Source organism: Amazonocrinis nigriterrae CENA67 (genome assembly GCF_016056305.1).
Lineage (GTDB): Bacteria > Cyanobacteriota > Cyanobacteriia > Cyanobacteriales > Nostocaceae > Amazonocrinis > Amazonocrinis nigriterrae.
The window spans coordinates 138,094-160,649 of the sequence record NZ_JAECZC010000111.1 but is presented as its reverse complement, the minus strand read 5'-3'; the positions used below and the strand labels follow the sequence as shown (position 1 = coordinate 160,649).

General features: G+C 43.1%; 19 protein-coding genes, 1 CRISPR repeat array and 1 riboswitch (1 of these 21 running past the window's edge). Of the genes, 10 read left to right on the top strand and 9 right to left on the bottom strand.

From position 1 onward, the window contains the following. Positions 1–258: 258 nt before the first annotated feature. The 3 genes from I8748_RS34265 (at position 259) to I8748_RS34255 (ending at position 3,646) form a co-directional block, all read left to right on the top strand. The gene (locus tag I8748_RS34265) at positions 259–600 is read left to right on the top strand and encodes a hypothetical protein (RefSeq protein ID WP_198128923.1); all 342 of its coding nucleotides are present in this window, start codon (positions 259–261) and stop codon (positions 598–600) included. A gap of 59 nt (positions 601–659) precedes the next feature. Next, complete coding sequence (locus tag I8748_RS34260) at positions 660–2,825, top strand: pentapeptide repeat-containing protein (protein ID WP_198128922.1); 2,166 nt, start codon at positions 660–662, stop codon at positions 2,823–2,825. Between the two features lie 326 nt (positions 2,826–3,151). Next, complete coding sequence (locus I8748_RS34255) at positions 3,152–3,646, top strand: hypothetical protein (RefSeq protein ID WP_198128921.1); 495 nt, start codon at positions 3,152–3,154, stop codon at positions 3,644–3,646. 266 nt (positions 3,647–3,912) lie between these two features. On the opposite strand, the gene I8748_RS34250 is transcribed toward I8748_RS34255, so the two are convergent. Then, on the bottom strand, positions 3,913–4,491 hold the full coding sequence (locus tag I8748_RS34250) for a hypothetical protein (RefSeq protein ID WP_198128920.1): 579 nt from the start codon (positions 4,489–4,491) through the stop codon (positions 3,913–3,915). Between the two features lie 390 nt (positions 4,492–4,881). Continuing rightward, positions 4,882–5,044, top strand: a riboswitch (cobalamin riboswitch). A 22-nt stretch (positions 5,045–5,066) separates the two neighbouring features. On the opposite strand from I8748_RS34250, the gene I8748_RS34245 reads away from it, so the two are divergent. Genes I8748_RS34245 through I8748_RS34235 form a run of 3 tightly spaced genes read left to right on the top strand, consistent with a single transcriptional unit; the run spans position 5,067 to position 6,985 of the window. Beyond that, entirely contained in the window at positions 5,067–5,483 is a 417-nt protein-coding gene (locus I8748_RS34245) for a DUF1636 domain-containing protein (protein WP_198128934.1), read from the top strand. 20 nt (positions 5,484–5,503) lie between these two features. Beyond that, the gene (locus I8748_RS34240; RefSeq protein ID WP_198128919.1) at positions 5,504–6,256 is read left to right on the top strand and encodes a cobalt-precorrin-6A reductase; all 753 of its coding nucleotides are present in this window, start codon (positions 5,504–5,506) and stop codon (positions 6,254–6,256) included. 39 nt (positions 6,257–6,295) lie between these two features. Continuing rightward, entirely contained in the window at positions 6,296–6,985 is a 690-nt protein-coding gene (locus I8748_RS34235) for a Uma2 family endonuclease (protein WP_198128918.1), read from the top strand. On the opposite strand, the gene cbiE is transcribed toward I8748_RS34235, so the two are convergent. Beyond that, the gene (cbiE, locus tag I8748_RS34230; protein ID WP_198128917.1) at positions 6,986–8,197 is read right to left on the bottom strand and encodes a precorrin-6y C5,15-methyltransferase (decarboxylating) subunit CbiE; all 1,212 of its coding nucleotides are present in this window, start codon (positions 8,195–8,197) and stop codon (positions 6,986–6,988) included. Positions 8,198–8,256: 59 nt separating this feature from the next. Between cbiE and I8748_RS34225 the strand changes: the two genes are divergently transcribed. Further along, positions 8,257–8,997, top strand: a complete 741-nt coding sequence (locus I8748_RS34225) for a DUF429 domain-containing protein (RefSeq protein WP_198128916.1) — start codon at positions 8,257–8,259, stop codon at positions 8,995–8,997. 46 nt (positions 8,998–9,043) lie between these two features. Here I8748_RS34225 and glgP read toward each other — a convergent pair whose 3' ends face one another. Continuing rightward, a complete protein-coding gene (gene glgP, locus I8748_RS34220; protein ID WP_198128915.1) occupies positions 9,044–11,608 on the bottom strand; it encodes an alpha-glucan family phosphorylase in 2,565 nt (854 codons plus the stop codon). Between the two features lie 514 nt (positions 11,609–12,122). Between glgP and I8748_RS34215 the strand changes: the two genes are divergently transcribed. After that, positions 12,123–12,488, top strand: coding sequence for a DUF6464 family protein (locus I8748_RS34215; RefSeq protein WP_198128914.1), 366 nt, complete (start codon positions 12,123–12,125; stop codon positions 12,486–12,488). Positions 12,489–12,573: 85 nt separating this feature from the next. Here the strand turns inward: I8748_RS34215 and fmt are convergent, their stop codons facing one another. Then, the gene (gene fmt, locus I8748_RS34210) at positions 12,574–13,578 is read right to left on the bottom strand and encodes a methionyl-tRNA formyltransferase (RefSeq protein WP_198128913.1); all 1,005 of its coding nucleotides are present in this window, start codon (positions 13,576–13,578) and stop codon (positions 12,574–12,576) included. A gap of 830 nt (positions 13,579–14,408) precedes the next feature. Here fmt and I8748_RS34205 point away from each other — a divergent pair. Both I8748_RS34205 and I8748_RS34200 read left to right on the top strand, forming a co-directional pair. Beyond that, a complete protein-coding gene (locus I8748_RS34205) occupies positions 14,409–15,731 on the top strand; it encodes a hypothetical protein (protein WP_198128912.1) in 1,323 nt (440 codons plus the stop codon). Between the two features lie 113 nt (positions 15,732–15,844). Further along, positions 15,845–16,255, top strand: coding sequence for a hypothetical protein (locus tag I8748_RS34200; RefSeq protein WP_198128911.1), 411 nt, complete (start codon positions 15,845–15,847; stop codon positions 16,253–16,255). 35 nt (positions 16,256–16,290) lie between these two features. Here I8748_RS34200 and minE read toward each other — a convergent pair whose 3' ends face one another. From minE to I8748_RS34175, 5 genes are all read right to left on the bottom strand, one after another. Beyond that, positions 16,291–16,647, bottom strand: coding sequence for a cell division topological specificity factor MinE (gene minE / locus I8748_RS34195; protein WP_198128910.1), 357 nt, complete (start codon positions 16,645–16,647; stop codon positions 16,291–16,293). A gap of 35 nt (positions 16,648–16,682) precedes the next feature. Then, a complete protein-coding gene (gene minD, locus I8748_RS34190) occupies positions 16,683–17,489 on the bottom strand; it encodes a septum site-determining protein MinD (protein WP_096555718.1) in 807 nt (268 codons plus the stop codon). A 214-nt stretch (positions 17,490–17,703) separates the two neighbouring features. Further along, a complete protein-coding gene (gene minC, locus I8748_RS34185) occupies positions 17,704–18,756 on the bottom strand; it encodes a septum site-determining protein MinC (protein ID WP_198128909.1) in 1,053 nt (350 codons plus the stop codon). A gap of 158 nt (positions 18,757–18,914) precedes the next feature. Then, on the bottom strand, positions 18,915–20,243 hold the full coding sequence (locus I8748_RS34180) for a four-carbon acid sugar kinase family protein (protein WP_198128908.1): 1,329 nt from the start codon (positions 20,241–20,243) through the stop codon (positions 18,915–18,917). A gap of 270 nt (positions 20,244–20,513) precedes the next feature. Next, a complete protein-coding gene (locus I8748_RS34175) occupies positions 20,514–21,173 on the bottom strand; it encodes a hypothetical protein (protein WP_198128907.1) in 660 nt (219 codons plus the stop codon). A 362-nt stretch (positions 21,174–21,535) separates the two neighbouring features. Further along, positions 21,536–22,556: direct repeats of the CRISPR family, unit length 37 nt; unit sequence GTTTCATCTTTCTAATACCCCGCAAGGGGATTGAAAC (it continues 249 nt past the right edge of the window).

Here is a 22,556-nt window from a genome sequence, read left to right as displayed (position 1 = left end):
TCCCCCATCTCCCCTGCTCCCCTGCTGTCTATGTGTATCAACGTTGATTAATGTAAATTCATTCTTTCCCCACACCCCACACCCCACACCCTACACCCTACACCCTGTTTTCATACAAAAAGAGAAAAAGATGATTTTGATCTAGCAATGAAGGTCTTGCTCACACAGACATTAGCTAAAATCACTAAACAAGCACCAAATAAAGGATTTAGTTAGTCTGTTGTTACATAAATGTCCTAGTTGAGGTAGAAAAGATTCATGAATTCTCAACCTGATGAAGACTTGCAGCGTCGCCTCCAAAAGCTAGAGGCACAAATTAATTCCTCGTCTGGAGAGGTTGGACAATCACAACAACCAAAAAAAACATCTCAGTTCAGCTTTACCAACTTGAAAGCATACTTCATGCGATCGCAGCTTTGGTTTAATAACTTGTCTGGAATCAGCAAGGTGATATTTTCGGGTGTGGCGGTGCTTGTAGGGTTGGCGATAGTGCAAGCAGTGCTAAAACTTGTTGCATCGGCAATTAGTCTGGCAGTGTTGGCTTTGTTGGTGTATCTTGGATACAAATTTTTTGTAGCTGGTAGCTTTCAAAATAAGTAATAGTCTATGTTAACTGCGCCGGAAGCGGCGTAAATATTAAAGTCAAAGGGAATTATGCAATGGCGACCCCAACTGTGAGGAGAAATAATAAATCAAGACAAGCACAAGACTCCCAAAGAGCTAGTTCGCTGCCGTTAGTAACCAGGCGCTTAGGTGCTTGGGCAGCGGAAATCACACTGGTGGTTGCCAGTGGCTTGGTTCCCTACGGGCTTGGTGCGTACATCAATACTAGAAGCGATTTCGACCGAGTACCGCTCAACCCGATACTGGTAGTCACAGAAAGAGCGATCGCTCGACCTTTAGCTCTGCCCGTAAGTTACGGTATCCGTAACGTCGCATCGCCAACTAATTTCTTGTGGACAGTAGCTTTATTAGCGCCCCTAACCCTCTCATGCTGGCAATTATATTTACTAGGTAAAACTGGTAGTACTATTCCTAAACGGTGGTTAGGCATACGCGTTGTGAATGAGCAAGGCGCAGCACCAGGTTTAGCAGCTGTTGTTCTACGGGAAGGAATTGGACGATGGACTGTGCCCACATCCATTGCCTATATTCTTTGGCGTTATAGCTTTGCCTTTCCCAACTTGGGATTATTCACATTTTTAGTTGTGTTGATGTTGTTAGGAGAAGCGTTGGCTTTACCTTCGCGCCGAGGGCGTCGCGCACTGCACGATTGGGTAGCTGGTACTTACATCATAGACTCTACTCGCCCCATGCCAAGCTCACTGGTAGCTAATAAAGGGCAAGGTTCCTCTGTCAAGGGTAATGAAGTTAATCAGGAACCAGAACAAACAGCTAGCCCTGTCATGGCAATGACAGCAGAAACTACAAGTTTAGCCATGTTGTGGCGGCGGATGCAGCAAAATCCCAGTCTGACACTGTTTGTTGTAGCACTGACAAGTATGACTGCTGTGCTAGCCACTTTAATAGCCACTCAAGTTTATATCCAAACCCAGCAAAACCAGAGTCAAAATAAACAAATCAACAGCCAAAAGTTTCTCGCACTCGTAAAACAATTGAGTCCTGAATCTGGTGCCAGCGAAGCGGAACGCCAGAGTGTAATTTTGGCAATGGGTGGTCTTGACGACTCCCAGTCCATCCAATACCTTGCGGATCTGTTGGTTAGTGAAACTAACCCCATCCTCTTAAATACGGTACAGCAAGCTTTAGTAACTATCGGCCCTAAAGCTATTTCCGAATTAAAAAACAAAAATCAGTTTCTTGCTAGCGAACTGGCGTCTGTGAACGCTAATTTACCACAAGAGCGGGAATTGCGACAAAAGCGCTTACAAAATAACCAGCAAACAATTAACAAGATTCTCACAGTTTACAGTGGTAAAATTCAGAGTCTTGATCTCAGCCGTACCCAATTAGGTCAAAGCAGTACTTTGGGAAGTCCATTTTTCAACTTAGTGCTAGACAACGTTGATGTATCAGGAATTAAATTCAAAGGAGCAAATCTCAACCAAGCCAGTTTTAAAGGTAGCCGCTTTCGGGGAGTTGGTGAGGATGGACGCTGGGATACCTTTGACGATGCGATCGCAGATTTGAGTCAAGCTCAAATGAAACAAGCTAATTTCACAGATGCTAACTTAAGTCGTGTAACGATGACTGGTAGCGATTTAAGCCGTGCCACCCTCAATAGAGCTAATTTATCCTATGCACGTTTAATTGGCGCTAACCTCAGCAGTACTCAACTAGTGGGAGCAGATTTGCGATTTTCAGTTTTAGAAAATGCTAGCCTGACTGGGGCAGATTTAGGTGATGCTAAATTAAACGAAGCTAATTTGTATGCTGCTCGTTTAGGCCGCGTCATCGCCATAGGAACTCAATTGTCATCAGCCAACTTAACTAAAACCGATTGGCAAGGATCAGACTTATCTGGAGCCGATTTAGAACGTGCTAATCTCAGCAATGCTAACCTGAGTGCCACTCGTATGACTGGTGCTATTTTGCGTTCTGCACAGTTGGTAAACGCCAACTTGCGAAATGCTGACCTGAGTCTAGTAGATTTGCGAGGGGCAAATCTTGCAGGTGCAGATTTTCAGGGAACAATTATTGCTCCTGCCAAAGAAGATCCCGCAGATCAATTTGTGCAAAAGCCAGACCTAGGTTCAGTATCTGCTGTGGTAGAAGGCGTTGATTTTTCTCAAGTCAAAAACTTAGATGCCAAGCAACTAGCTTACATTTGTACCAAAGGAGGCATTCATCCTCGTTGTCCGTAGGGAGGATGTGGAGATGGGGAGCAGGGGAACTCGGGCCCCCCACGACCGAAAGGGAGTGGGGATTAGGGGCACAGGGGAGCAGGGGAGTAGGTAATGGGTGATGGGTAATAGTAACAACCAATTCCCAATTCCCAATTCCCAATTCCCAATTCCCAATTCCCAATTCCCAATTCCCAATTCCCAATTCCCAATTCCCAATTCCCAATTCCCAATTCCCAATTCCCAATTCCCAATTCCCAATTCCCAATTACCGATGACCAGTAACAGCGATAACATAGGTATTCAAGCGAACCTTTAAAATCCAAAATGGTGTGAGGAGTCGGGTAATGAAGCATATTCCATATTTGGTTTCAGTGTTGGGGGCTGGCTCAGTCTTGAGTCTGGTTATGTGTACTCAACCAGCACAAGCTCAAGTAGCATATGGTAGCTATGTTGGTATAGGGCCGACTGTGGGTTTGACCGATGGTGTCCAGCTTGGGGGCGTTCTAGCCTTCCGCTACAAGCTTCTAGAATCACCGATTTCTTTCCGTGCCCAAGCGTTAATTGGTAATAATACAGCAGTTGTACCAACTGTTTCTTACGACGTGCCCCTAAATTGGCAAACTGATGCCTACTTAGGAGCAGGTTTAGTGTTGGCTGGTGGTGGTGATTCTTCTCCTGTGGGTGACAAAATTAGTTTTGCCTTACAACCAGGAATTGATTACGTTATTCCTAATAGTAATACTGTGCTTTTTGGCAACGCGATTATTGCTTTTGATGCTTACCGTAATAGTGGCGGTACGGCTGTATCTGTGCAAGGTGGTGTTGGTTTGCGCTTTTAATTTTGAATTTTGGAATTTATCTGAAAATTTGGCGTTGCTGATTAATGGTATGAATTTTGTTTCGCGCAAAGGGAAGGCAGCGCGGTCTTGGGGAGCCACTGCGCTATCGCTCTCTGCCGACTTGTACCGCTAAAGCGGAACCCGCAGGGTAGCATGTGGCGTGGTTTCCCCCATGAGCGACTGCCGCGCAAAGACACGAATAGTCTATCTTTCACTTTAGTCAAAAATCTCAATTCATACTCAAATTCAGCAACGCCCTGAAAATTTTATAATGGTGATGCTGGCCCAATAGTCAGTGTCTGAGGGCCTGTAATGAACGAGAGACCCTGAGTAGAACAAGCGTTAATATCCGTTGTTGCCAAGGTAATGGTTCTTGTTACCGATCTATTTTGGAACACACCGCTATTGACAGTTCCGTAAGATACTAGAACAATATTGCCTCCAATCACATTTGTCTCAGTCGTGGTGTATCGCACTAGGCTAGTTTGATTAGTGGGGGCCCAAGTGTACGTAATTTCATACGTTGGGAAAAACCCAATGTTGTTACAGGAAGTCGCACCTGTAATTGAGAAGCTGTAAGTTCCTGATGTAATTCCTTGAGCATTTACGCATCCACCCACAGAACCTGCTATGGTGACGGTAGTATTTTGCACTTGGTTTGTGAGCGGTGGGCTGTAAATAGCTGTCTCTGTCCCCGATGGGCAAATTGTCAAGGGAATAAGCTGAGCCTGAACATTTGATTTAGTTCCAATGAAATCAACACCTATAGTTGCAGCCGTAATGGCACAGGCAAAAGCTGACAATTGGCAAAGCTTGGCGAAGTTATTTTTAATTAAAGGTATCATTTGGAACTTAATTTGCTGGTAGATGTATGGAAAAATTACAAAATGATGACGATTTTTGGAAAATCTACTGTTTAGAATACAGCAGATTGAATGTCATATAGCAACTTATTGCTTGATTTAAGATCTGATTCGTAAAGAAAATCTAATTACACATGCCTTATTCCCCGATCGCCCCTGTTTCCCTCGCGATCGCGAAACCATTGCAGATGTGTCTGAATACGCTGGTATCCTTTAGGGTTTGGCTACAGATGTAAAAGCACATTGCTGCGATCGTTCTGCGCGATCGCCTGCTAAAATGCCAGTCCTTGCTGTTTTGCGACCTCACTAGCAGCGTTTATGGCAAGTTGCAAGCCTCTACTATTGGTTGTTTCCATTGTGAATACTGGTGGTATGATGTATTGGCTATTCGGTTCTGGTGGGGGTCAGTCACCAGAGGTAACGGGGAAAGTTCGGTGTAAATCCGGCGCTGTCCCGCAACTGTGAACTAGTTTGTGATTCTAGATAAATCCAAAATCAAGTGAGTCAGAATGCCCGCCGAAGTCTATTTATCAGTTCTACACATCTGCGAGGTACGGATGACTGCCACTGCAAATATTTCTACTAATAATTCTTCTGGTATTGCTCACATTTTATTTGTGTGTAAAACCTGTGCCAGTGTTTGGCAAGACGGAAAACGTCAAGGTGAGAGTGGAGGTGAAAAACTCCTACGGCAGCTTCAGCACCTTGCACAAAATTGGGATTTACGGGATGATTTCCCCATCCAAGAAGTGGAATGCATGAGTGCTTGTAACCGTTCCTGTGTGGTGGCTTTTGCTGCTGGTGGCAAGTTAACATATTTGTTTGGTGATTTAACTGCTGATGGTAGCGCATCTGCTGTACTGGAATGTGCTAGTCAATACTATGCTAAGCCTGATGGTTTATTGCCTTGGTCGGAGCGACCTGAAGCTTTGAAAAAGGGTATTCTGGCAAGGATTCCACCCTTGGGTTCATGAGAGGATTTAGCGAACCACATATGAGGCGCGTTTTGATTTTGGGTGGAACGGGAGATGCTGCTGAACTAGTTGCTAGAGTTGCGACTATCCCAGGAATTGAGGCGATCGCATCTCTAGCCGGTCGCACCCGTGAACCATCAACTTTAGTTGGCAGTGTGCGGATTGGCGGCTTTGGTGGTGCGCTTGGTTTGGCTGGCTATTTGCGGGAAATGCATATCGATTTGCTCATTGATGCTACCCATCCCTTCGCTGCTCAAATTTCTTGGAATGCAGCAACTGCTGCCACTGAAGTGGGTATTCCGCGTCTGATGTTGATTCGTTTCCCTTGGGAAAAATTAAGTGGCGATCGCTGGTTGGAAGTTGAAAATACTGAGGCGGCGGCGGCTGCTTTGAACAATCAAGCACAGAGGGTATTTTTAACTGTCGGCAGACAAGAATTAGCTGCCTTTGCTCACTTGCAGGATATTTGGTTTCTGATGCGGATGATTGACCCGCCTACTGCTGATGCTGTAGTACCGCCAGGGATGATATTGTGTGATCGCGGGCCGTTTGCCTTGGACAACGAAAGAGAAATCCTGATTCACCACAACATCGATACTATTGTGAGCAAAAATAGCGGTGGTGATGCCACCTACGCCAAAATTATTGCCGCGCGGGAATTAGGATTAAAGGTTGTGATGGTAAATCGTCCAGCCATACCACCAGGGGAACAGGTTGCAGATGTTGATGGTGCAATAGCATGGCTTTCACAAAGATTATTTAAATCGATATAAGATAAAGGTGCTAGGACTTACCAGAGGAATGCTGCATATATGGTGAGACAGCAACCACACACCAACCAGACTCCACCGTTGGAAAATGGCGATCGCTTATCTCGCCACGAATTTGAGCGTCGTTACACTGCAAAACCCGATATTAAAAAAGCTGAACTAATTGAAGGAATCGTCTACGTGGCATCTCCCCTACGTTTTGAACGTCATGCTGAACCACATGGTAATTTGGTGGGTTGGCTATGGACTTACCGAATTGCTACACCAGGTGTCAAGTTAGGAATTGATCCAACAGTGCGCCTAGATCAAGATAATGAACCCCAACCAGATGGAGTTTTGTTAATTGATCATCAACTGGGGGGACAGTCACGCTTAACAGAGGATGATTACATTGAAGGCGCACCAGAGTTAGCCGCAGAAATTGCCGCTAGCAGTGCAGCTTATGATTTGCACGATAAAAAAAAGGCTTATCGCCGTAATGGCATTCAAGAATACATTGTTTGGCAAATTTTAGAAAATCGTCTGGATTGGTTCTGTTTGAGTGAAAGTGAGTATGTGCCTCTGGAACCAGATGCTAATGGAATGATTAAAAGTCAGGTAATGCCTGGTTTGTGGTTAGCAGTATCAGCCTTATTGACAGGTGATATGGTAAGAGTTTTAGCAGTATTACAAGAAGGATTAAATTCACCAGAACATCAAAATTTTGTCAAGCAGTTATCAGAACATAAATAATCAAGACTTGATTACTACCCATTGTGTAACAGGTGCCATTGCTCGCCAGCCCAAAAATTTACCAATGGGTTCTGCCCTCTGAATAGCAATGCGAGTCAAATTACCACCAACTTGTTGATACCATTGAAATAAGGTTTGCTCACCTTCAATAGTCACCACATTTGCTACCAAACGTCCGCCTGGACGCAATGCTGACCAGCAAACATTGAAGAGTCCCTCTGCTGTCGCCCCTCCACCGATGAAGATGGCATCAGGTGCAGGCAAGTCTTTGAGGGCATGAGGCGCTTTACCTTCAACAATTTGCAGGTTTGGGGTACCGAGGGCGGCGGCATTATCAGCAATATAATTTAGTCTAGAAGAATTTTGTTCAATTGCGATCGCCCCACATCGAGAATGACTCCGCATCCATTCAATAGAAATTGAACCGCAACCCGCGCCGACATCCCACAACAACTCTCCCGGTGTGGGGGCCAAAGCTGCAAGAGTTATCGCCCTGACTTCATGCTTCGTCAACTGTCCATCATGGTGATAGGCGTTATCTGGTAGCCCAGGCAACCTCGGCAAAGGTACAACCCCAGCGTCAACAATACAATCAACTGCGATCGCATTCAAAGCAGCGATTTCGGTTTCACTCCAAGAGGCAGCCGTAGCTTCTACAATTCGTTCGTGGCTACTACCCATACGCTCCAAGACTGTAATTTTACTACCACCATAACCGCGTTTTGTCAATATCTTGGCAACAATTGCAGGTGTATCCTTACCCTCGCTCAAAATTAACAGCCGTGCCCCAGGATAGATGTAAGATTGGAGTAGCGAAGGTGGACGGGCATTTAAACTTAAAGTTTCTACCTCAGTTAAAGACCATCCCAGCCTGGCACAAGCGAGGCTAAAGGTTGAAGGTGCAGGGATAATCGTCATTTCCGACACAGGAATACGCCGCGTCAGAGTTACGCCAATGCCGTAACACATCGGGTCGCCACTGGCTAACACACAAATTGACTGACCGCGACGTTGGATAATTGCTTCTACTGAGGCGCTAATCGGAGATGTCCAACTGAGTTTCTCACGTTGATCATCTATCGGCAACATTGCCAAATGGCGATCGCCGCCTACAATAACTTCAGCTTCATTGACAATAGAACGAGCGATCGCACTTAATCCCTGTAACCCGTCTTCGCCAATACCCACAATAGAAAGCCATTTTCGTGTCATACAAAATTATCAGAAAATATTAATCTAGTAAGTATTTTAATAATTAGCTTTGCATCTCCATGAAATTTATCGGCATTGATTTAGGCTGGAAATCCCAACCAAGCGGCTTATGCTGCTTAGAATGGACAGATCAACAACTGCAACTACTCGATTTAGACCGTAAAGAAGCCATTGCAGACATCCTCAGTTGGATAGATCAAAGCGTACAACCAAACGAACCAGCGATTATTGCTGTAGATGCACCCACCCTCATCCCCAACGCCACGGGTAGTCGCTTACCCGACAAACTCAGCCACAAATACTTTGGTAAATATCACGCTGGTTGCTACCCAGCTAACATGAACTTACCCTTTGCAGAACGCACCGTCAACTTTGGCTTAGCATTAGAACTGCGAGGTTTTGCACATGCACCCACCATTGAACCGCAAAAACTCAGCAGATATCAAATCGAAGTTTTTCCCCATCCAGCAATAGTGCATTTATTTGGCTTAGAACGCATCCTCAAATATAAAAAAGGACGCCTCAGTGAGCGTCGCTTAGAATTAATCAAACTCCATCAATATATACTTGATATCCTACCTAATCTCTCGCCTCCACTGCACTTGGGCGATTCCTTTGTTCTAGAAATTCCTACCACTGGCGCAGCCCTCAAAGAAACCGAAGACAAACTAGATAGCCTAATCTGCGCTTATATCGCAGCACACTGGTGGTATTGGGGCGAACAACGTAACCTAGTACTAGGCGATCGCACTACAGGTTACATTGTCATCCCCAAGAAAGTTAGGAGTTATGAGTTATGAGTTATTAATTAAAAACTCCTAACTCCTCACTATTAACTCCTAACTTTTACTCCGCCCAAGCAATCAACCTTGGTTCATAAGGACTAGACAAATATTGATGTTTCGGCAACACCCGCAAAGACAAGCCTTGCAAACCAGAGGTAGTATAAGTGATGTCAGCCGTGTAAACACTCAATTTTTGGTCATCTTGTCCTTGGAAATCCATCACTACTGGTATAGCGTTGACGATTTCACCATTGGCATCGATCGCACCTTGGTAGAGTTCTACCTGTACATCATCATTGGTTAAAGTTGACAAGTCAATTTTGGCTTTCACACCAACGGTTTGGTTGACCTCAATATCCGCAGCTGAGGATACATCAACATCTTTGATTTTGATGTTAAACCAGTTTTCACTGAGTTTCGCTTTCCACTGTGCTAATTCTTTAGCTGGGACGAAGTTATCAGCAGTGAGGATATGACAGCGATCGCTAGCTGGGAAATAAGCCCTGAGTGCATATTCTCCCACCATCCGCGCTGTATTGAAAAATGGACAATTCAAGCGAATTGCATCTTTCATTTTGGCTACCCACGGACGCGGCAAGCCATCAACATCGCGGTGGTCGTAAAATAGCGGTACTACTTCCTTTTCTAGCAATTCGTAGAGAGCATTAGCTTCTACTTCATCTTGGTAATTGGGATCATCGTAATTCTCGCCATGTCCAATGGCCCAACCTGTGCGGACATAATCAGCTTCATCCCACCAGCCATCGAGGACACTGAGATTTAGCAACCCATTCATTGCAGCTTTCATCCCACTAGTACCCGAAGCTTCTCGTGGACGACGTGGTGTATTTAACCAGATATCGCAACCCGCCACCATCAACCGAGATATGTGAATGTCGTAATTGGGAACAAACACCACTTGTTTTTCTAAATGTTGTTCGCGGATAAAGTGATTGATCTCGCGGATCAGTTCTTTACCAGGAATATCTTTAGGATGTGCTTTACCTGCAATCACGAATTGTACTTTTCGGCCTTTGTTACCGAGTAAAATCCGTTTGATTCTTTCAATATCACGCATCCACAGAGTAGCGCGTTTGTAAGTGGCAAAGCGACGGGCAAAGCCGATGGTTAAAACGTTGGGATCTAAAACTTCTTGAGCTTGGGCAATTTCTGAGGCGGAAGCGCCGCGATCGCGCAAGTGCTTGACTAGATGATCGCGCACATACAATATCATATCTAAGCGGCAGCGTTCATGGTTGCGCCACAACTCTTCATCAGGAATCGCGTCCATCCGTTCCCACAATTGGCTATCGGGTGGTGCTGATGACCAATTCGGGCCGAGATAGCGATCGTACAACTCCTGAGTTGATTTAGCAACACAACTACGGGCATGGACACCGTTAGTAATCGCTGCAATGGGTACTTCTTCTACCGGCACTTTCTTCCACAAACCCTGGAACATTTGCCGGGATACCACACCATGCAACTGCGCTACACCGTTAGAAAATGTTGCCATCTTCAACGCCAACACCGCCATGCTGAAAGGTGCAGATAAATCACCTGTATTCTCACGCCCCAGTCCTAAAAATTGCTCTTTGGGTAAGCCAAAGATTTCTGCATAGTACCCTAAATAGTACAAGATTTTGTCCGGTGCGAACAAGTCAATTCCTGCTGGCACTGGTGTATGGGTAGTAAAGATGTTGCTGGAAGCCACAACTTGTTTAGCTTGGGCATAATCTAACCCCTCTTCCTGAATCAGGATGCGGATACGTTCTAAAGCTGAGAATGCCGCATGACCTTCATTCATATGGTAAGCGGTGACGTTATATCCCAGCGCTTTCAACATCTGCACACCACCGATACCCAGCATCATTTCTTGGTGGATACGCATATCGATGTCACCACCGTACAATTGATCGGTGATGTCGTGGTCGTAAGGGTTATTAGGCTCAATGTTGGTGTCTAACATGTAAAGTGGTACTGTTCCCACCTGTACACGCCACACTCGCGCATACACCTTGCGTCCTGGATAGTCTACCGCAATCCGTAATTCTGAGCCATCGGGATTACGTTCTAGGTGCAAGGGCATATTATAGAAATCGTTGATTGGGTAGCGTTCTTGCTGCCAACCATCGGCGTTGAGGTACTGGGCAAAGTATCCTTGCTGATACAGTAAGCCCACACCCACAAGTGGTAGCCCTAAATCACTAGCAGATTTGAGGTGATCTCCTGCCAGAACTCCCAAACCGCCAGAATAGATAGGTAAACAATCTACCAGCCCAAATTCAGCCGAAAAATAAGCATAGCATTCTTTTGGCTTCTGGTTGCGTTGTTTTTGATACCAGCTACGCTCCTGCAAATAATCTTCTAATTGGCGATTAGCTCGATCCATTTGGGCGAGGAAGCCCTCGTCCTCGACAACTTCCAAAAGTCGTACTTGAGAGATGGTACCTAGCATCAAAACCGGATTATGATGGCTGGATTCCCACAAGTCGGGGTCTAAGCGACGAAATAAATCTTTAGTCTCAACGTTCCAATCCCAGTGCAAGTTATATGCCAGCCGCCGCAGCGGTTCGAGTCGCGGCGGTAGTGAGGGGGATACGTTGAATGTGCGAATAGGCTGCATAGGTTGGCAAAACTCCTAGTCTAGCTATGGCTATTGTTGACTGTCTTTACCCAATGTTGCCAATTCTTTATACTGTGTTTGTAAAAATGCTATGACTTTGTTAAGGATTGAAAACAATTGTAGCCTTCGCTGCTAAAGTTTACACCAAGGGTCTTTCTAGACCTATGCGTGCATTTAGGGGATGTACTTAGTATATTAAAATTTAATTATTTTCTAGCTTTTCATATTTCAATACACATAATTTGAAACTTACAGTCAATATTTATATTTATTTTAGATTGAATTCATTAATTGCTATTAGCTAACTCTAGGAAATAATAACTGATGACTGTTGACTGATGCCCAATGCCCAATGACGCCACATGCTCCACTTGGGCAAAGCCCAAGACCGCAGTGGCTCCCCCATTCCCCATGCCCAATTCACACCAAATCGTCAATTATATTCTTAATTGAGTAAGCTAGAGTAGGCTACTGCGATACCATTTTTATAATGTAAATCACATCACATCAGCTTATGGAGCCAGACTCTTTACCAACCGAGGTAATTCTGACGCACCCGCGTCAGTCACTCGGTAAAGTCCAACTTGATTGGACACCTCAACCTGGAAACTATCTAGATTTTGAAGGTAAAACCTACGCGGTTCTAGAACGCCGCCATAGATATCAATTTAAATCAGGGCGTTACCGCTTGAATAATATAGCCATTTACGTCCAGTCTGCTAAAAGACCAGCAGAAAAAACTTTAGTCGAGGGACGTTGGGTAATTGGTGATGCCACCTGTTGTTATAATGCTCATTCGGAAATTATTCGCTGTGCAGTCAACCCAGAGGGGCCTTGTGAGTCTTGCCGCTTTTATGAAAAGCTGGAAGTTAGGAGTTGAGAGTTAGTTGTCAGTTGTCAGTTGTCAGTTGTCAGTTGTCAGTTGTTATTCTCCTCATCCCCCTCATCCCCCTTATCGGCTTTAACTAAATACCAAGACTAAATACTTCCCCAACAGTTAGGCGAGTACCATTAACAAAATCCCATCCCGATTGGGGACGTTTGCCGGCTGGTTGAACTTTTTGTAATAGTAACAAACCTTCACCAGTTTGGACGATCGCTCCTATTCCCTTGGCGATGCTTACTACTTCTCCTGGGCTACCAGATATATTTGATAAATCAGGCAATTTCTTTTGAATTTTCTCTAATTCTATTGGTAGCTCGCCATCGTAAGCACAACCAAGGGGAATGGTAGCTGTGATTTTCAATGGTTGGCTGCGAAAGCTAGCAATACAGTTTGGGTGAAAGGCTCTAATTTGATTATGTAGTTGAATAGCACTTTTTGACCAATCTACCTGATAGTCTTGTTTTTGAATCAAAGGTGCATAAGTCGCTTCGGAATTATCTTGTGGAATTGGTTCAATTTCCTGACGTTCCAGCTTAAAAAGGGTTTCTAGTAATAAATCTCCACCAATTATAGATAACCTCTGGGCTAAATCTTCAGCATTATCCAGCAATCCAATGGGCGTAGTCGCTTTCAGTAGCATTGCCCCGGTATCCATGCCAGCATCCATTAACATGGTGGTGATGCCTGTTTCTTTTTCACCGTTATACAGACACCACTGAATGGGAGCAGCACCTCGATATTTAGGTAAAATTGAGCCATGTACGTTAATACAGCCCAATTTTGGCATATTTAGGATTTGTGGCGATAAAATCTGTCCGTAGGCAACAACTACAAACACATCTGCGTCTAATTTTTGGAGTTGGGTTAAAGTTTTAGTGTGTTTTTTTACCCGCTGGGGTTGCCATACTGGTAAATTATGAGCGATCGCAACGCTTTTTACTGGCGAAGGGGTTAGTTTATTTCCCCGTTCCCGACGTTTATCTGGCTGGGTCACAACTCCCAAAACTTCCAACTCTGGTTGATTCAGCAACTTTTCTAAGGTGGGAACGGCAAATTGAGGAGTACCAAAGAATATGATTTTCATTAGTTTTTAGTCGTTGGTTATTAATCACAGGACTTAAGCGCGTTGCCATAAATTTTTACTTGAGGCAGTCCACAGTCAATAGTCCAAAATCAAGCTTTTTTGAACTATTGACTGTGGACTGTTGACAACCCTAATCTTTATTGAGTGTGCCAGTTGCAAAAGTCCTAAATCATTTGTCATTAATTAATGGTACGTTCGTAGCTAATTACTGACAAATAATAGCTCAGTCTAGGATTGCATTTTCGCAATGATTACACTTCTAATTAAATTTCTCACTGAGGGTGGTTGATAAAGGTGTTTTTCGAGTATTATATGTTGTGCGTCATCTTTCCCAGCTTTTAAAGTAACGCCTCACTTCCACCGTTATCGGGGTTTGGGCTGTTGTAGCAGGACATAATTAGGGGAGCCTCCTGCGACTTAGCCATTGCTAACGCCACTCTCAACAGCTCAGCCGTTCTGCTCTACCTCCGTGCCACCAGTATCTGTAGTTTACATGATACGGTTAATACTCTTGAAACTAATACTAGTTTTCTGGTGTTATTGAGATATTAAAGGTGGCAAAAATCTATTGATTTTATGCAGTAATTACTTAGTTAAACTGCGTTATTTTTGTGCTGGCAACATTGCCGTAAAAACCAGTAATTTGCTAGTAAAGGGTGTCAATAATGATATTGATTGAATGTTTGTAAAAATCTGCAAACTTTAAGGAAATTATTTCTTCAAACTCGTTAATCTCGTGAGTTTGTTGTTATACATATAATCAATTCCTGCTTCTCGACTACATCATCATTGCTCCTCACACAGCAACCACGCCTCTAGAGAGTCTACACATGCTTAAATCCCTCTTGCTGTCAGGATGGTTCCGCGCTCAACCATTTCTCAATTATGTTGTCGTAGTGATGTTGATTGCCCCCTTAGTTGTGGCATCGGGTCACTCTTCCTCAGCGAAACAATCGAAAACAGTACCAAAAGTTGCTTCTGAAACTAAAGACTCTGACTCAATACCACAGGAAGTAGCTGCTGTTAGTGAATCAGATTTAGCTGAAGTGTTAAAACCATCACTAGCCAACTCCAGCACTCAAGAATCTGACTCTGTAATATCGCCGATGGATGCTGTTAGACAGCAGACAACATCTCAAGGGGATAAAATTGAGTCTTTGATAGCTAAAGATTATTCTCTGTCAGGTAGTGATGTACCTGACAACAAATCCTTGGCAGCAGTGGAACTCGCACCAATGCCAGAGAAGCTTGTTGATAAATTGAATTTAGCAGCAAAAAACCAAGCTGCTAATATCCAATCTTTGAGAGGAGAAGATAATTCTTTGGCGACAAAGATGCCTGTTGTTAAAACATTAACAGCAACTCAAACTGCGCCAGTTCTACCAATTATTACAGAATCACAACCAGACTCCACAACGGAAACACCTGCTGAACAACCTGACGAACCAGAAACAGCACAAGCAGACCCTATCGGCAGTCCTCATCCTATACCTTGGAAATGGATTTTAGCAACTCAAGAAACAGTTGGTTCCAAAGGTTCTGGAGTGCGCTATTACCGGAGTGTGCCTGTGCTGTCTCCTGATGGTAGATATGTGGTTTATAGCAGGGTACAAATGGAAGTAAAACCCCAGATGTACAACAGCAGAGTTACCAGTGTTCTATTTGTTGAAGATAAACAAACTAAGAAGTTACGGGTAATGGCTTCCACTGCTACTATCAGCGATCCTTTGTTAAAGACAAATGTTTCTGCGTCAGAATCAGACGAAAACAACGGTAAAATAGGGGTGTTAGTTCCTGTTAGCTGGTCAGAAAAAAGCGATCGCTTTTTAGCACGCAAGTTTGAAGGAGTATTTAATACAGGTGATGCTACAGACCATGCTGTGATTTGGGATCGGCAAAAAAATCAAACTAATACTGTTGCTCCCGCTCATAAAGAAGATGAGCATGAGAAGATTGCAGTGCTGTTAGGTTGGAGTAAAAACCAACCAAATAATGTACTGTTCCGTGCCGGTGAAATGGGAGAAGAAAACTGGCCCTTAGTACAAGTTGCTAGTGATGGTAAGACAGTAAATACAACAGATGCAGATCAGCCTATTACTTTCGGTCAAAAACTTACAGAAATTTGGGCTGGGCCACAAGTTGCTTCCAGATAATTTATCGCAAATTTTATGAACTCCCGTTGTCAGTTTTGGTGATAACGGGAATTTTTTTGGCGTTGCTAATTGAAAATATTGAATGCGCCTTTGTGTGAGGCAAAAAAATATTTATGCAAGAGTTCTATGTCATGACACACAGTAAGGGCATGTACAAAAATAAGTTGCCTATACTTTTAAGCATCAGTGTCCTTTTTTTGCTGTTCAGCTGGGTTTTAGTGATATATAGAGCTAATGAAACTGTAACAATTGAGTTAAGAGATGCAGAAACAAAAAAATCTATTCCAGGTGCATCAATTGGTGTTAAACCTGAACTTGATGTAATTGCATCTCCTGGAACTTGTGGTACTGGTAAGTTTTTATATCGGCCTACTGGTCTTTGGATGCCTGTAAGCATGACTGGAACAGCACCAGGATATCAAAAAGTAGTTGTAAATCAAGTGCTGCTACCAGGTGAAAATTATATTATTTGGCTAAAAAAAAGCAATAGTTTTTCTCAATACAAACCCTGTGGAATTCTTTAATTTTTGAACGTGAATAGCAAGTGATAGGACAGTTACTACAAGTCAGCCAAGCCACCCAATGTATTGTTTCCTGCTGACTCCTTATTTTGAGGAGATTGCTGGCTGCTTTCTAATTCAGGTGTTTCAGGCAAACCTTCTTTCACCCGACGGATAGGTAAGTTGGCAATTAAAGCTGTTGTCCGTTGGTTACTTTCTAGAGAAAATTCTAACCCTTTGGTTTCCACTTCGACGTAGCGACAGACTATCTCTAAGATTTCTTGCCGCATTTTTTCTAATATCTGAGGTTCTAGGGCGGCGCGATCGTGGGCTATCACCAATTGTAGGCGACGTTTGACTTGGGCGCGGCTGTCGTCAGGACTGCGAGAAAAAAGTCTTTCTAAAAGTTCAATCATTGCAAATAGATGTGGGGCGGAGACTGGAAAATCAGTTAAACTATTTTAGTCCACAACAATTTTCGCAAACGAGCGAAGATGTTGTCTTGGTTTGAGTCGAAATCCAGAAATTCTACCGTTTCCCCTTCCAATCTACGAGCAATGTTATCAAAGGCTAAAGCAGCTATAGATGGAGTTTCATTTAATACCAAAGGTTCACCACGATTGGTAGAGACGATCACACGCTCATCGTCAGGGATGACTCCAATGAGGGGTATTGCGAGAAGTTCCTGAACATCCTGCACTGACATCATATCATTTGCTCGTACCATTGCGGGTCTAATGCGGTTAATTATGAGATGAACGCGCTTGATACCTTGTGCTTCTAGTAACCCGACTACCCGATCAGCATCACGAACGGCGGAAATTTCTGGTGTGGTGACAATTAAGGCTTCTTTAGCAGGTGCGATCGCATTTTTAAATCCATTTTCAATGCCAGCGGGGCTATCGATGATCACATACTGATACTTTTGTGCCAGTGCATTCACCAATAACTTCATCTGTTCGGGATTGACTGCATCTTTAGAGCGATTTTGCGCTGCTGGCAGAAGTACGAGGTTGGGTAGTCGCTTATCTTTGACTAAAGCTTGTTCTAAACGACACTCTCTAGATAGGACTTCTACGGCAGTATAAACGATGCGATTTTCCAGTCCGAGGAGCAAATCTAAATTTCTCAGACCAAAATCAGCATCAACTAGGGCAATTTGCCGCCCTTTTTTAGCTAAAGCCATGCCCAGATTTGCTGAAACTGTGGTTTTACCCACCCCTCCTTTACCGGAGGTTATGACAATAATGCGAGTCATGATATGAATGCGCTTGATTGGCGTTCAGGAGATATAGAACAGTAAATTGAAGTATGTAAATTGAAGTATAAAGTATGAAGTATCGTATCAGATAAATAAATATCTGATCTTGTTGACAAACTGAGGTATGAATATTTTTATTTCATCCTTTAGTTTTTATCCTAGCTTGCGGCAAGCCTTATGGGTCTACCTTTTTCATGTTTCAAGTTAATAGTTATGTAGCTTGATTGATCCTGTTAAATTGATTTCGGGAAAAATCGTTGGCCCTGGCGATACGAATTCCTTGGGGTGTGATATGTGCCACTTCTGGGAAAAACTGCATCGGCGACTTTTCTGGTGCCCTGGCCACAGCATCGGCTATTCGCAATTGAGTTGGTTCCATTTGCAGGGCCATTATGAGACAGTCACGATTGCCTGCTGCACCAGCATGAGCAATTCCTCTTAGACGCCCCCAAACTAAAATATCTCCTTCTGCAATTACAATACCACCGGGATTGACATCCCCCAATAAAATTACTGTACCGGGATGGCGAATTTCTACTCCAGAACGTATTGTCATTTCTAGATAAAGGGCATCTGCTTGGGGTGTAGAGTTGCCTTTAATCTCGGAAATGAGGGAGGTTTGTGGCTGTAGTTGTTCTACAGAATAGCCGGATGTGACAGCTGCGATCGCAGTTTGACGGCGACTTGTGGCTACTGATTTGAGTTGTAATTGCACTTGGCTGAATGCTTCGGCGAGTTCTTGCAGTTGTCTGCCATCAAGTAAGCGGTCTTGTGCTACCAGATGCACTGCTGTATTCTGTATACGGTGGCGATCGCCTGCCATTAATCGTAATTTCAATTGTTGCCAAATTTCAGACCAACTAACTTCTGAGGCAGGTACTTGAATTTCTGTTGGTAAGATTACTAGTAGTCGTCCCCCCTCAGTTTTTAACTGGACTTGAGTATTATTTTTTCCCTTATTTACTGCTATTGATGATTCAGTGAGATTGATATCCCAAAAATTAACATCTAACTCTACATCGCTGGAGGCAGGGTGATTTAACTCTACATTTGGGATTGCAGAGTCTAACTCGATATCAATAGAGTCAGAATTTGACTTTAAATAAAGCAGGACAGAATTTAGTTCTGCATCAGGGATAATAGGATTAGAATCTCCATCAGCAACGGTAGAATTGACCTCTATATCCGAAAGATGAGAGATTGATTCTGCATGAGAAAGTGCGGAATTTGGCTCTATATCGGGGACAGTAAAATCAGAAGTCATGTAGCACCAGCCAAAAGACAAAGACACACCGAGTAATTTTTAGGGACTGACAAATAAAAACTCTCCCATTGTAATTGTTTATTGATGACTGTCATGAGTCATCAGTCAACAACTCTAAATTACTTTAATAATATTAGTTGTATGTTGCTACAACATCCTCACTTAGTATTTTTACTTAATCTTTTGTAAACTGTCTCCAAAGCATCAGCATCGCCAACATTACCAGGAAACAGCACCACTGGCAAATTGGGAAACTGCGGATGGTCAGAGTTGGTAATCACCATCGAACAACCAGGTAAAATTTGACCAAGCAATCGAGCTGATCTTAAGGAAAGACCAGTACTTAAAACATCGTTGGAGGTAATGCCACCCTTGCTGATTAAGAATCCTATATCAGATGGTAAACCGCGCACAATATCCATTAATAGACCTGAAACTTTCACCCCAAAGTCTAACCGTGTTTTAGCATCCTTAAAAGTAAGTTCCTGGCGGCTGGTATAAATCACTGGTGTTTTACCAGCGTTATGTACCACTTTTATTTTTTCACTGGATTCGCTTAACAGTTCAGCAGATTGATTTTCTCCGTCATCAAGCAATTGTTTAACATTCACTTCAATTCCTGATGTTCCCTCTGCTTGCAATAGCGTTGCTAATTGCTGAGTCGTCTTTTTGACATGGGAACCCACAATAATTGCACCTGGTTTACCTTGCCTAACGTACTTTGCCATGTTTTCTGCGGCAATGGGTTGGGGAGGCAAGGCAGCCAAAGCTGTTAAGATACTGGCAGCACTGCGAAATAAAAAGCGTTTTCCTTGACTGGCTGCGGCTAATATATCTACAGCAAACGAGTTGAGATCAGCTTGTGTTTCACCATCGACAACAGCGCACTGATTATTACTGAGTTTCAGTAAGCGTTCTAGACTACCAGCACGAATATCTGCAAGTAAAAATCTTTCTACTGTTTCCGCAGTGATTTGTCCTTGAGTTTTTTCTTCTACGTACTTAGGCAAGTAACTGTGATGGTAGCTAAAGACTGAATCTTTGGCAAACTCAGTTTCATGGACTGGGGTAGGTGTACCATCAATAATCAAGTAATGTATGCTATCGCGGGTGATGCGTCCGCCTTCAAAAAATGCCGGGACAAGAAAATGAGCATCAAATGGGCCGAGTTCAGTAGCGATCGCATCGGTTTCAATTGGGTAATGTCCCCGCAAGGTAGAATCAGAACGGCTGACAATGAGAAAATCGGTAATTCCTTCAGCAGCTAATGCCAATTTCAAGTTCTGACAAACTTCTTTAGTGACAGCCGTTGCTGACTCTGGTGTCATTGCTCTAGTATTGGTTAGCACAAAAAAAATCGGCGAATCATCTCGTAAGCCAGTGCGTAAAGTGTCCACATCCCAGTGCATTAGCAGCAAGCAGCTATGGACTGTTTGAGAACCGGTAGGATCATCATCTAGGACAATTATTTTTGGTTTGTTACTCATTTAATAGGATTTTAGATTTGGGATTTTATGTTTTGGAGTTATATCAAGTCCTTTGCTTATTACCTATTTAAACCCTAAGAACCCCACCCCATCAAAGCTACGCTTTGTTTCCCCTCCCCGTTCACGGGGAGGGGTTAGGGGTGGGGTGCAATGACTGTGGGAATCATAACTAAATAAACCGGACTTGATATTACTTCTTTGACTTTAATATAGTAGAGTGCGTTATGAACGTTAGTTCTAACGCACCGAAAATCAGTACACTACTGTGGTTCAATGCTGTAATTTTTTGATTTCTGCCTGCACATCAAGGGCAATTTGTAAAGATTGATTTAAAAGTTGACTATATTCGCTGGCTTGGCTGCTAGCTTGCAAAGCTTGCAGGCTAGCTAAATTATTCACAAATAACTCTTGGTTATTAGCAAGTAGTTGTTTATTATCTCGCAAAATTCGTTCACTTTTTAAAGCTAGTACTAAATTTTCCCGAATCAGTTGTAAGGCGGCGATGATTTGCTCTCGCTCATTTATACTGTTTTGGGAGTTTGTGGATATTGCCAATTGGTCATTAATATCTATGGCTTTGATGACGTGATGATATTTATCGACTTCATCTAAAAGTATTGTCAGTGCTTTGGGACAAGTGAACCGCCGCCATAGCGATCGCCCCACGACCACAGCAATGGGCACTATAATTAGTAAGAGAATTCCTAGTTTAATAGAAGAACCAATTGTTGGTAGAATAATAAACGCATAAATAGCACCAACAATAATTGGAGTTAGGGCTAGCGACAAAAACATTTCATTGATCAAAAACCCTAATCGTTTTTCACGGTCTTTGATAATAGAAGGTCGAAATACATCATCTGGATCGAATCCAGTCAAACGTCTCAATTCTCCCTTGCTAATTTCCAAGCCTATTAAGTCCGGCTGCACAGCTGGATACTCCTATGAAAGTGCGAGTTGCGTCTTTATACTCATTTTATGTGAGGTTTCGCTTGATTAACTTCGAGACTAGTTATGAATTGCCGCTACATTAGTTCATAAAAGCTCGACAATAACGAATAATCATTTTATGATGTTGTAAGCAGCTTGATGTTTGGCAGGGGAAAGCGGGGGCAAAATCCCTGGAGTCCCGCCAAAATCGCCAGAACCTTGACAAAGCAATAATTACAGCGTTTCAAAAGTTAGGATAACTCCAAGTGTTTTGCAATAAGAGCGGTTGAAAATAACCAAAATTTCTTCCCTGCCAAAAACCCTAACAGGAAGCTTGTTTAGTAATGATTTCAGAGGGCAGAGTTTCATCTTTCTAATACCCCGCAAGGGGATTGAAACAGCTTAAGGGTGTTAGTAGTGGAATACCTGCGTTAGACGTTTCATCTTTCTAATACCCCGCAAGGGGATTGAAACTGGTGATAGGTTTTGGGGAAGTACAACCAGGTTTAGGTTTCATCTTTCTAATACCCCGCAAGGGGATTGAAACCTGCATTATAGAACTCAGCTTTCTTAGCCCAAGTCGTTTCATCTTTCTAATACCCCGCAAGGGGATTGAAACCAGTTTTACTTGCCCTTTGATGATGAAACCAAGAGGTTTCATCTTTCTAATACCCCGCAAGGGGATTGAAACAACATATTGATGGATAAAGCGATGCCACATCAAAGTTTCATCTTTCTAATACCCCGCAAGGGGATTGAAACACCCAAAATACAATGAAGATTTTAACGATTCATTAAGTTTCATCTTTCTAATACCCCGCAAGGGGATTGAAACTGTTGCTTTTTTGCAATATTCTCGACACTAATATTATGTTTCATCTTTCTAATACCCCGCAAGGGGATTGAAACATATAATAATTTCTTAAACTATCAATTGTGACACGTTTCATCTTTCTAATACCCCGCAAGGGGATTGAAACCACGATGAGACGTGAAATTAAAGTATTAAAATACAAGTTTCATCTTTCTAATACCCCGCAAGGGGATTGAAACACGCAAGCGCCAATTGATGTAGTTAATGCTGTCACTGAGTTTCATCTTTCTAATACCCCGCAAGGGGATTGAAACATCGCTATCTAATTGTTAGAATCCATTATTTTAAGTTTCATCTTTCTAATACCCCGCAAGGGGATTGAAACTTATTAAATTTTGCTTCCTGTTGTTCTAAAGCTGTTGTTTCATCTTTCTAATACCCCGCAAGGGGATTGAAACTTTGTAACTATTTTGTATATGGCAAAAATTAAGGAGTTTCATCTTTCTAATACCCCGCAAGGGGATTGAAACCAATTATTTGCACGGGTAGAGATTTGCTTGGACGAAGTT

Coding starts and splice junctions, on each gene's coding strand:
- I8748_RS34180 (WP_198128908.1), bottom strand. CDS start 20,243: ATGAGTAACAAACCAAAAATAATTGTCCTAGATGATGATCCTACCGGT.
- minD (WP_096555718.1), bottom strand. CDS start 17,489: ATGACTCGCATTATTGTCATAACCTCCGGTAAAGGAGGGGTGGGTAAA.
- I8748_RS34240 (WP_198128919.1), top strand. CDS start 5,504: ATGAGGCGCGTTTTGATTTTGGGTGGAACGGGAGATGCTGCTGAACTA.
- cbiE (WP_198128917.1), bottom strand. CDS start 8,197: ATGACACGAAAATGGCTTTCTATTGTGGGTATTGGCGAAGACGGGTTA.
- I8748_RS34205 (WP_198128912.1), top strand. CDS start 14,409: ATGCTTAAATCCCTCTTGCTGTCAGGATGGTTCCGCGCTCAACCATTT.
- I8748_RS34250 (WP_198128920.1), bottom strand. CDS start 4,491: ATGATACCTTTAATTAAAAATAACTTCGCCAAGCTTTGCCAATTGTCA.
- I8748_RS34260 (WP_198128922.1), top strand. CDS start 660: ATGGCGACCCCAACTGTGAGGAGAAATAATAAATCAAGACAAGCACAA.
- minE (WP_198128910.1), bottom strand. CDS start 16,647: ATGATTGAACTTTTAGAAAGACTTTTTTCTCGCAGTCCTGACGACAGC.
- I8748_RS34215 (WP_198128914.1), top strand. CDS start 12,123: ATGGAGCCAGACTCTTTACCAACCGAGGTAATTCTGACGCACCCGCGT.
- glgP (WP_198128915.1), bottom strand. CDS start 11,608: ATGCAGCCTATTCGCACATTCAACGTATCCCCCTCACTACCGCCGCGA.
- I8748_RS34200 (WP_198128911.1), top strand. CDS start 15,845: ATGCAAGAGTTCTATGTCATGACACACAGTAAGGGCATGTACAAAAAT.
- I8748_RS34255 (WP_198128921.1), top strand. CDS start 3,152: ATGAAGCATATTCCATATTTGGTTTCAGTGTTGGGGGCTGGCTCAGTC.
- I8748_RS34245 (WP_198128934.1), top strand. CDS start 5,067: ATGACTGCCACTGCAAATATTTCTACTAATAATTCTTCTGGTATTGCT.
- I8748_RS34265 (WP_198128923.1), top strand. CDS start 259: ATGAATTCTCAACCTGATGAAGACTTGCAGCGTCGCCTCCAAAAGCTA.
- I8748_RS34225 (WP_198128916.1), top strand. CDS start 8,257: ATGAAATTTATCGGCATTGATTTAGGCTGGAAATCCCAACCAAGCGGC.
- I8748_RS34235 (WP_198128918.1), top strand. CDS start 6,296: ATGGTGAGACAGCAACCACACACCAACCAGACTCCACCGTTGGAAAAT.
- fmt (WP_198128913.1), bottom strand. CDS start 13,578: ATGAAAATCATATTCTTTGGTACTCCTCAATTTGCCGTTCCCACCTTA.
- minC (WP_198128909.1), bottom strand. CDS start 18,756: ATGACTTCTGATTTTACTGTCCCCGATATAGAGCCAAATTCCGCACTT.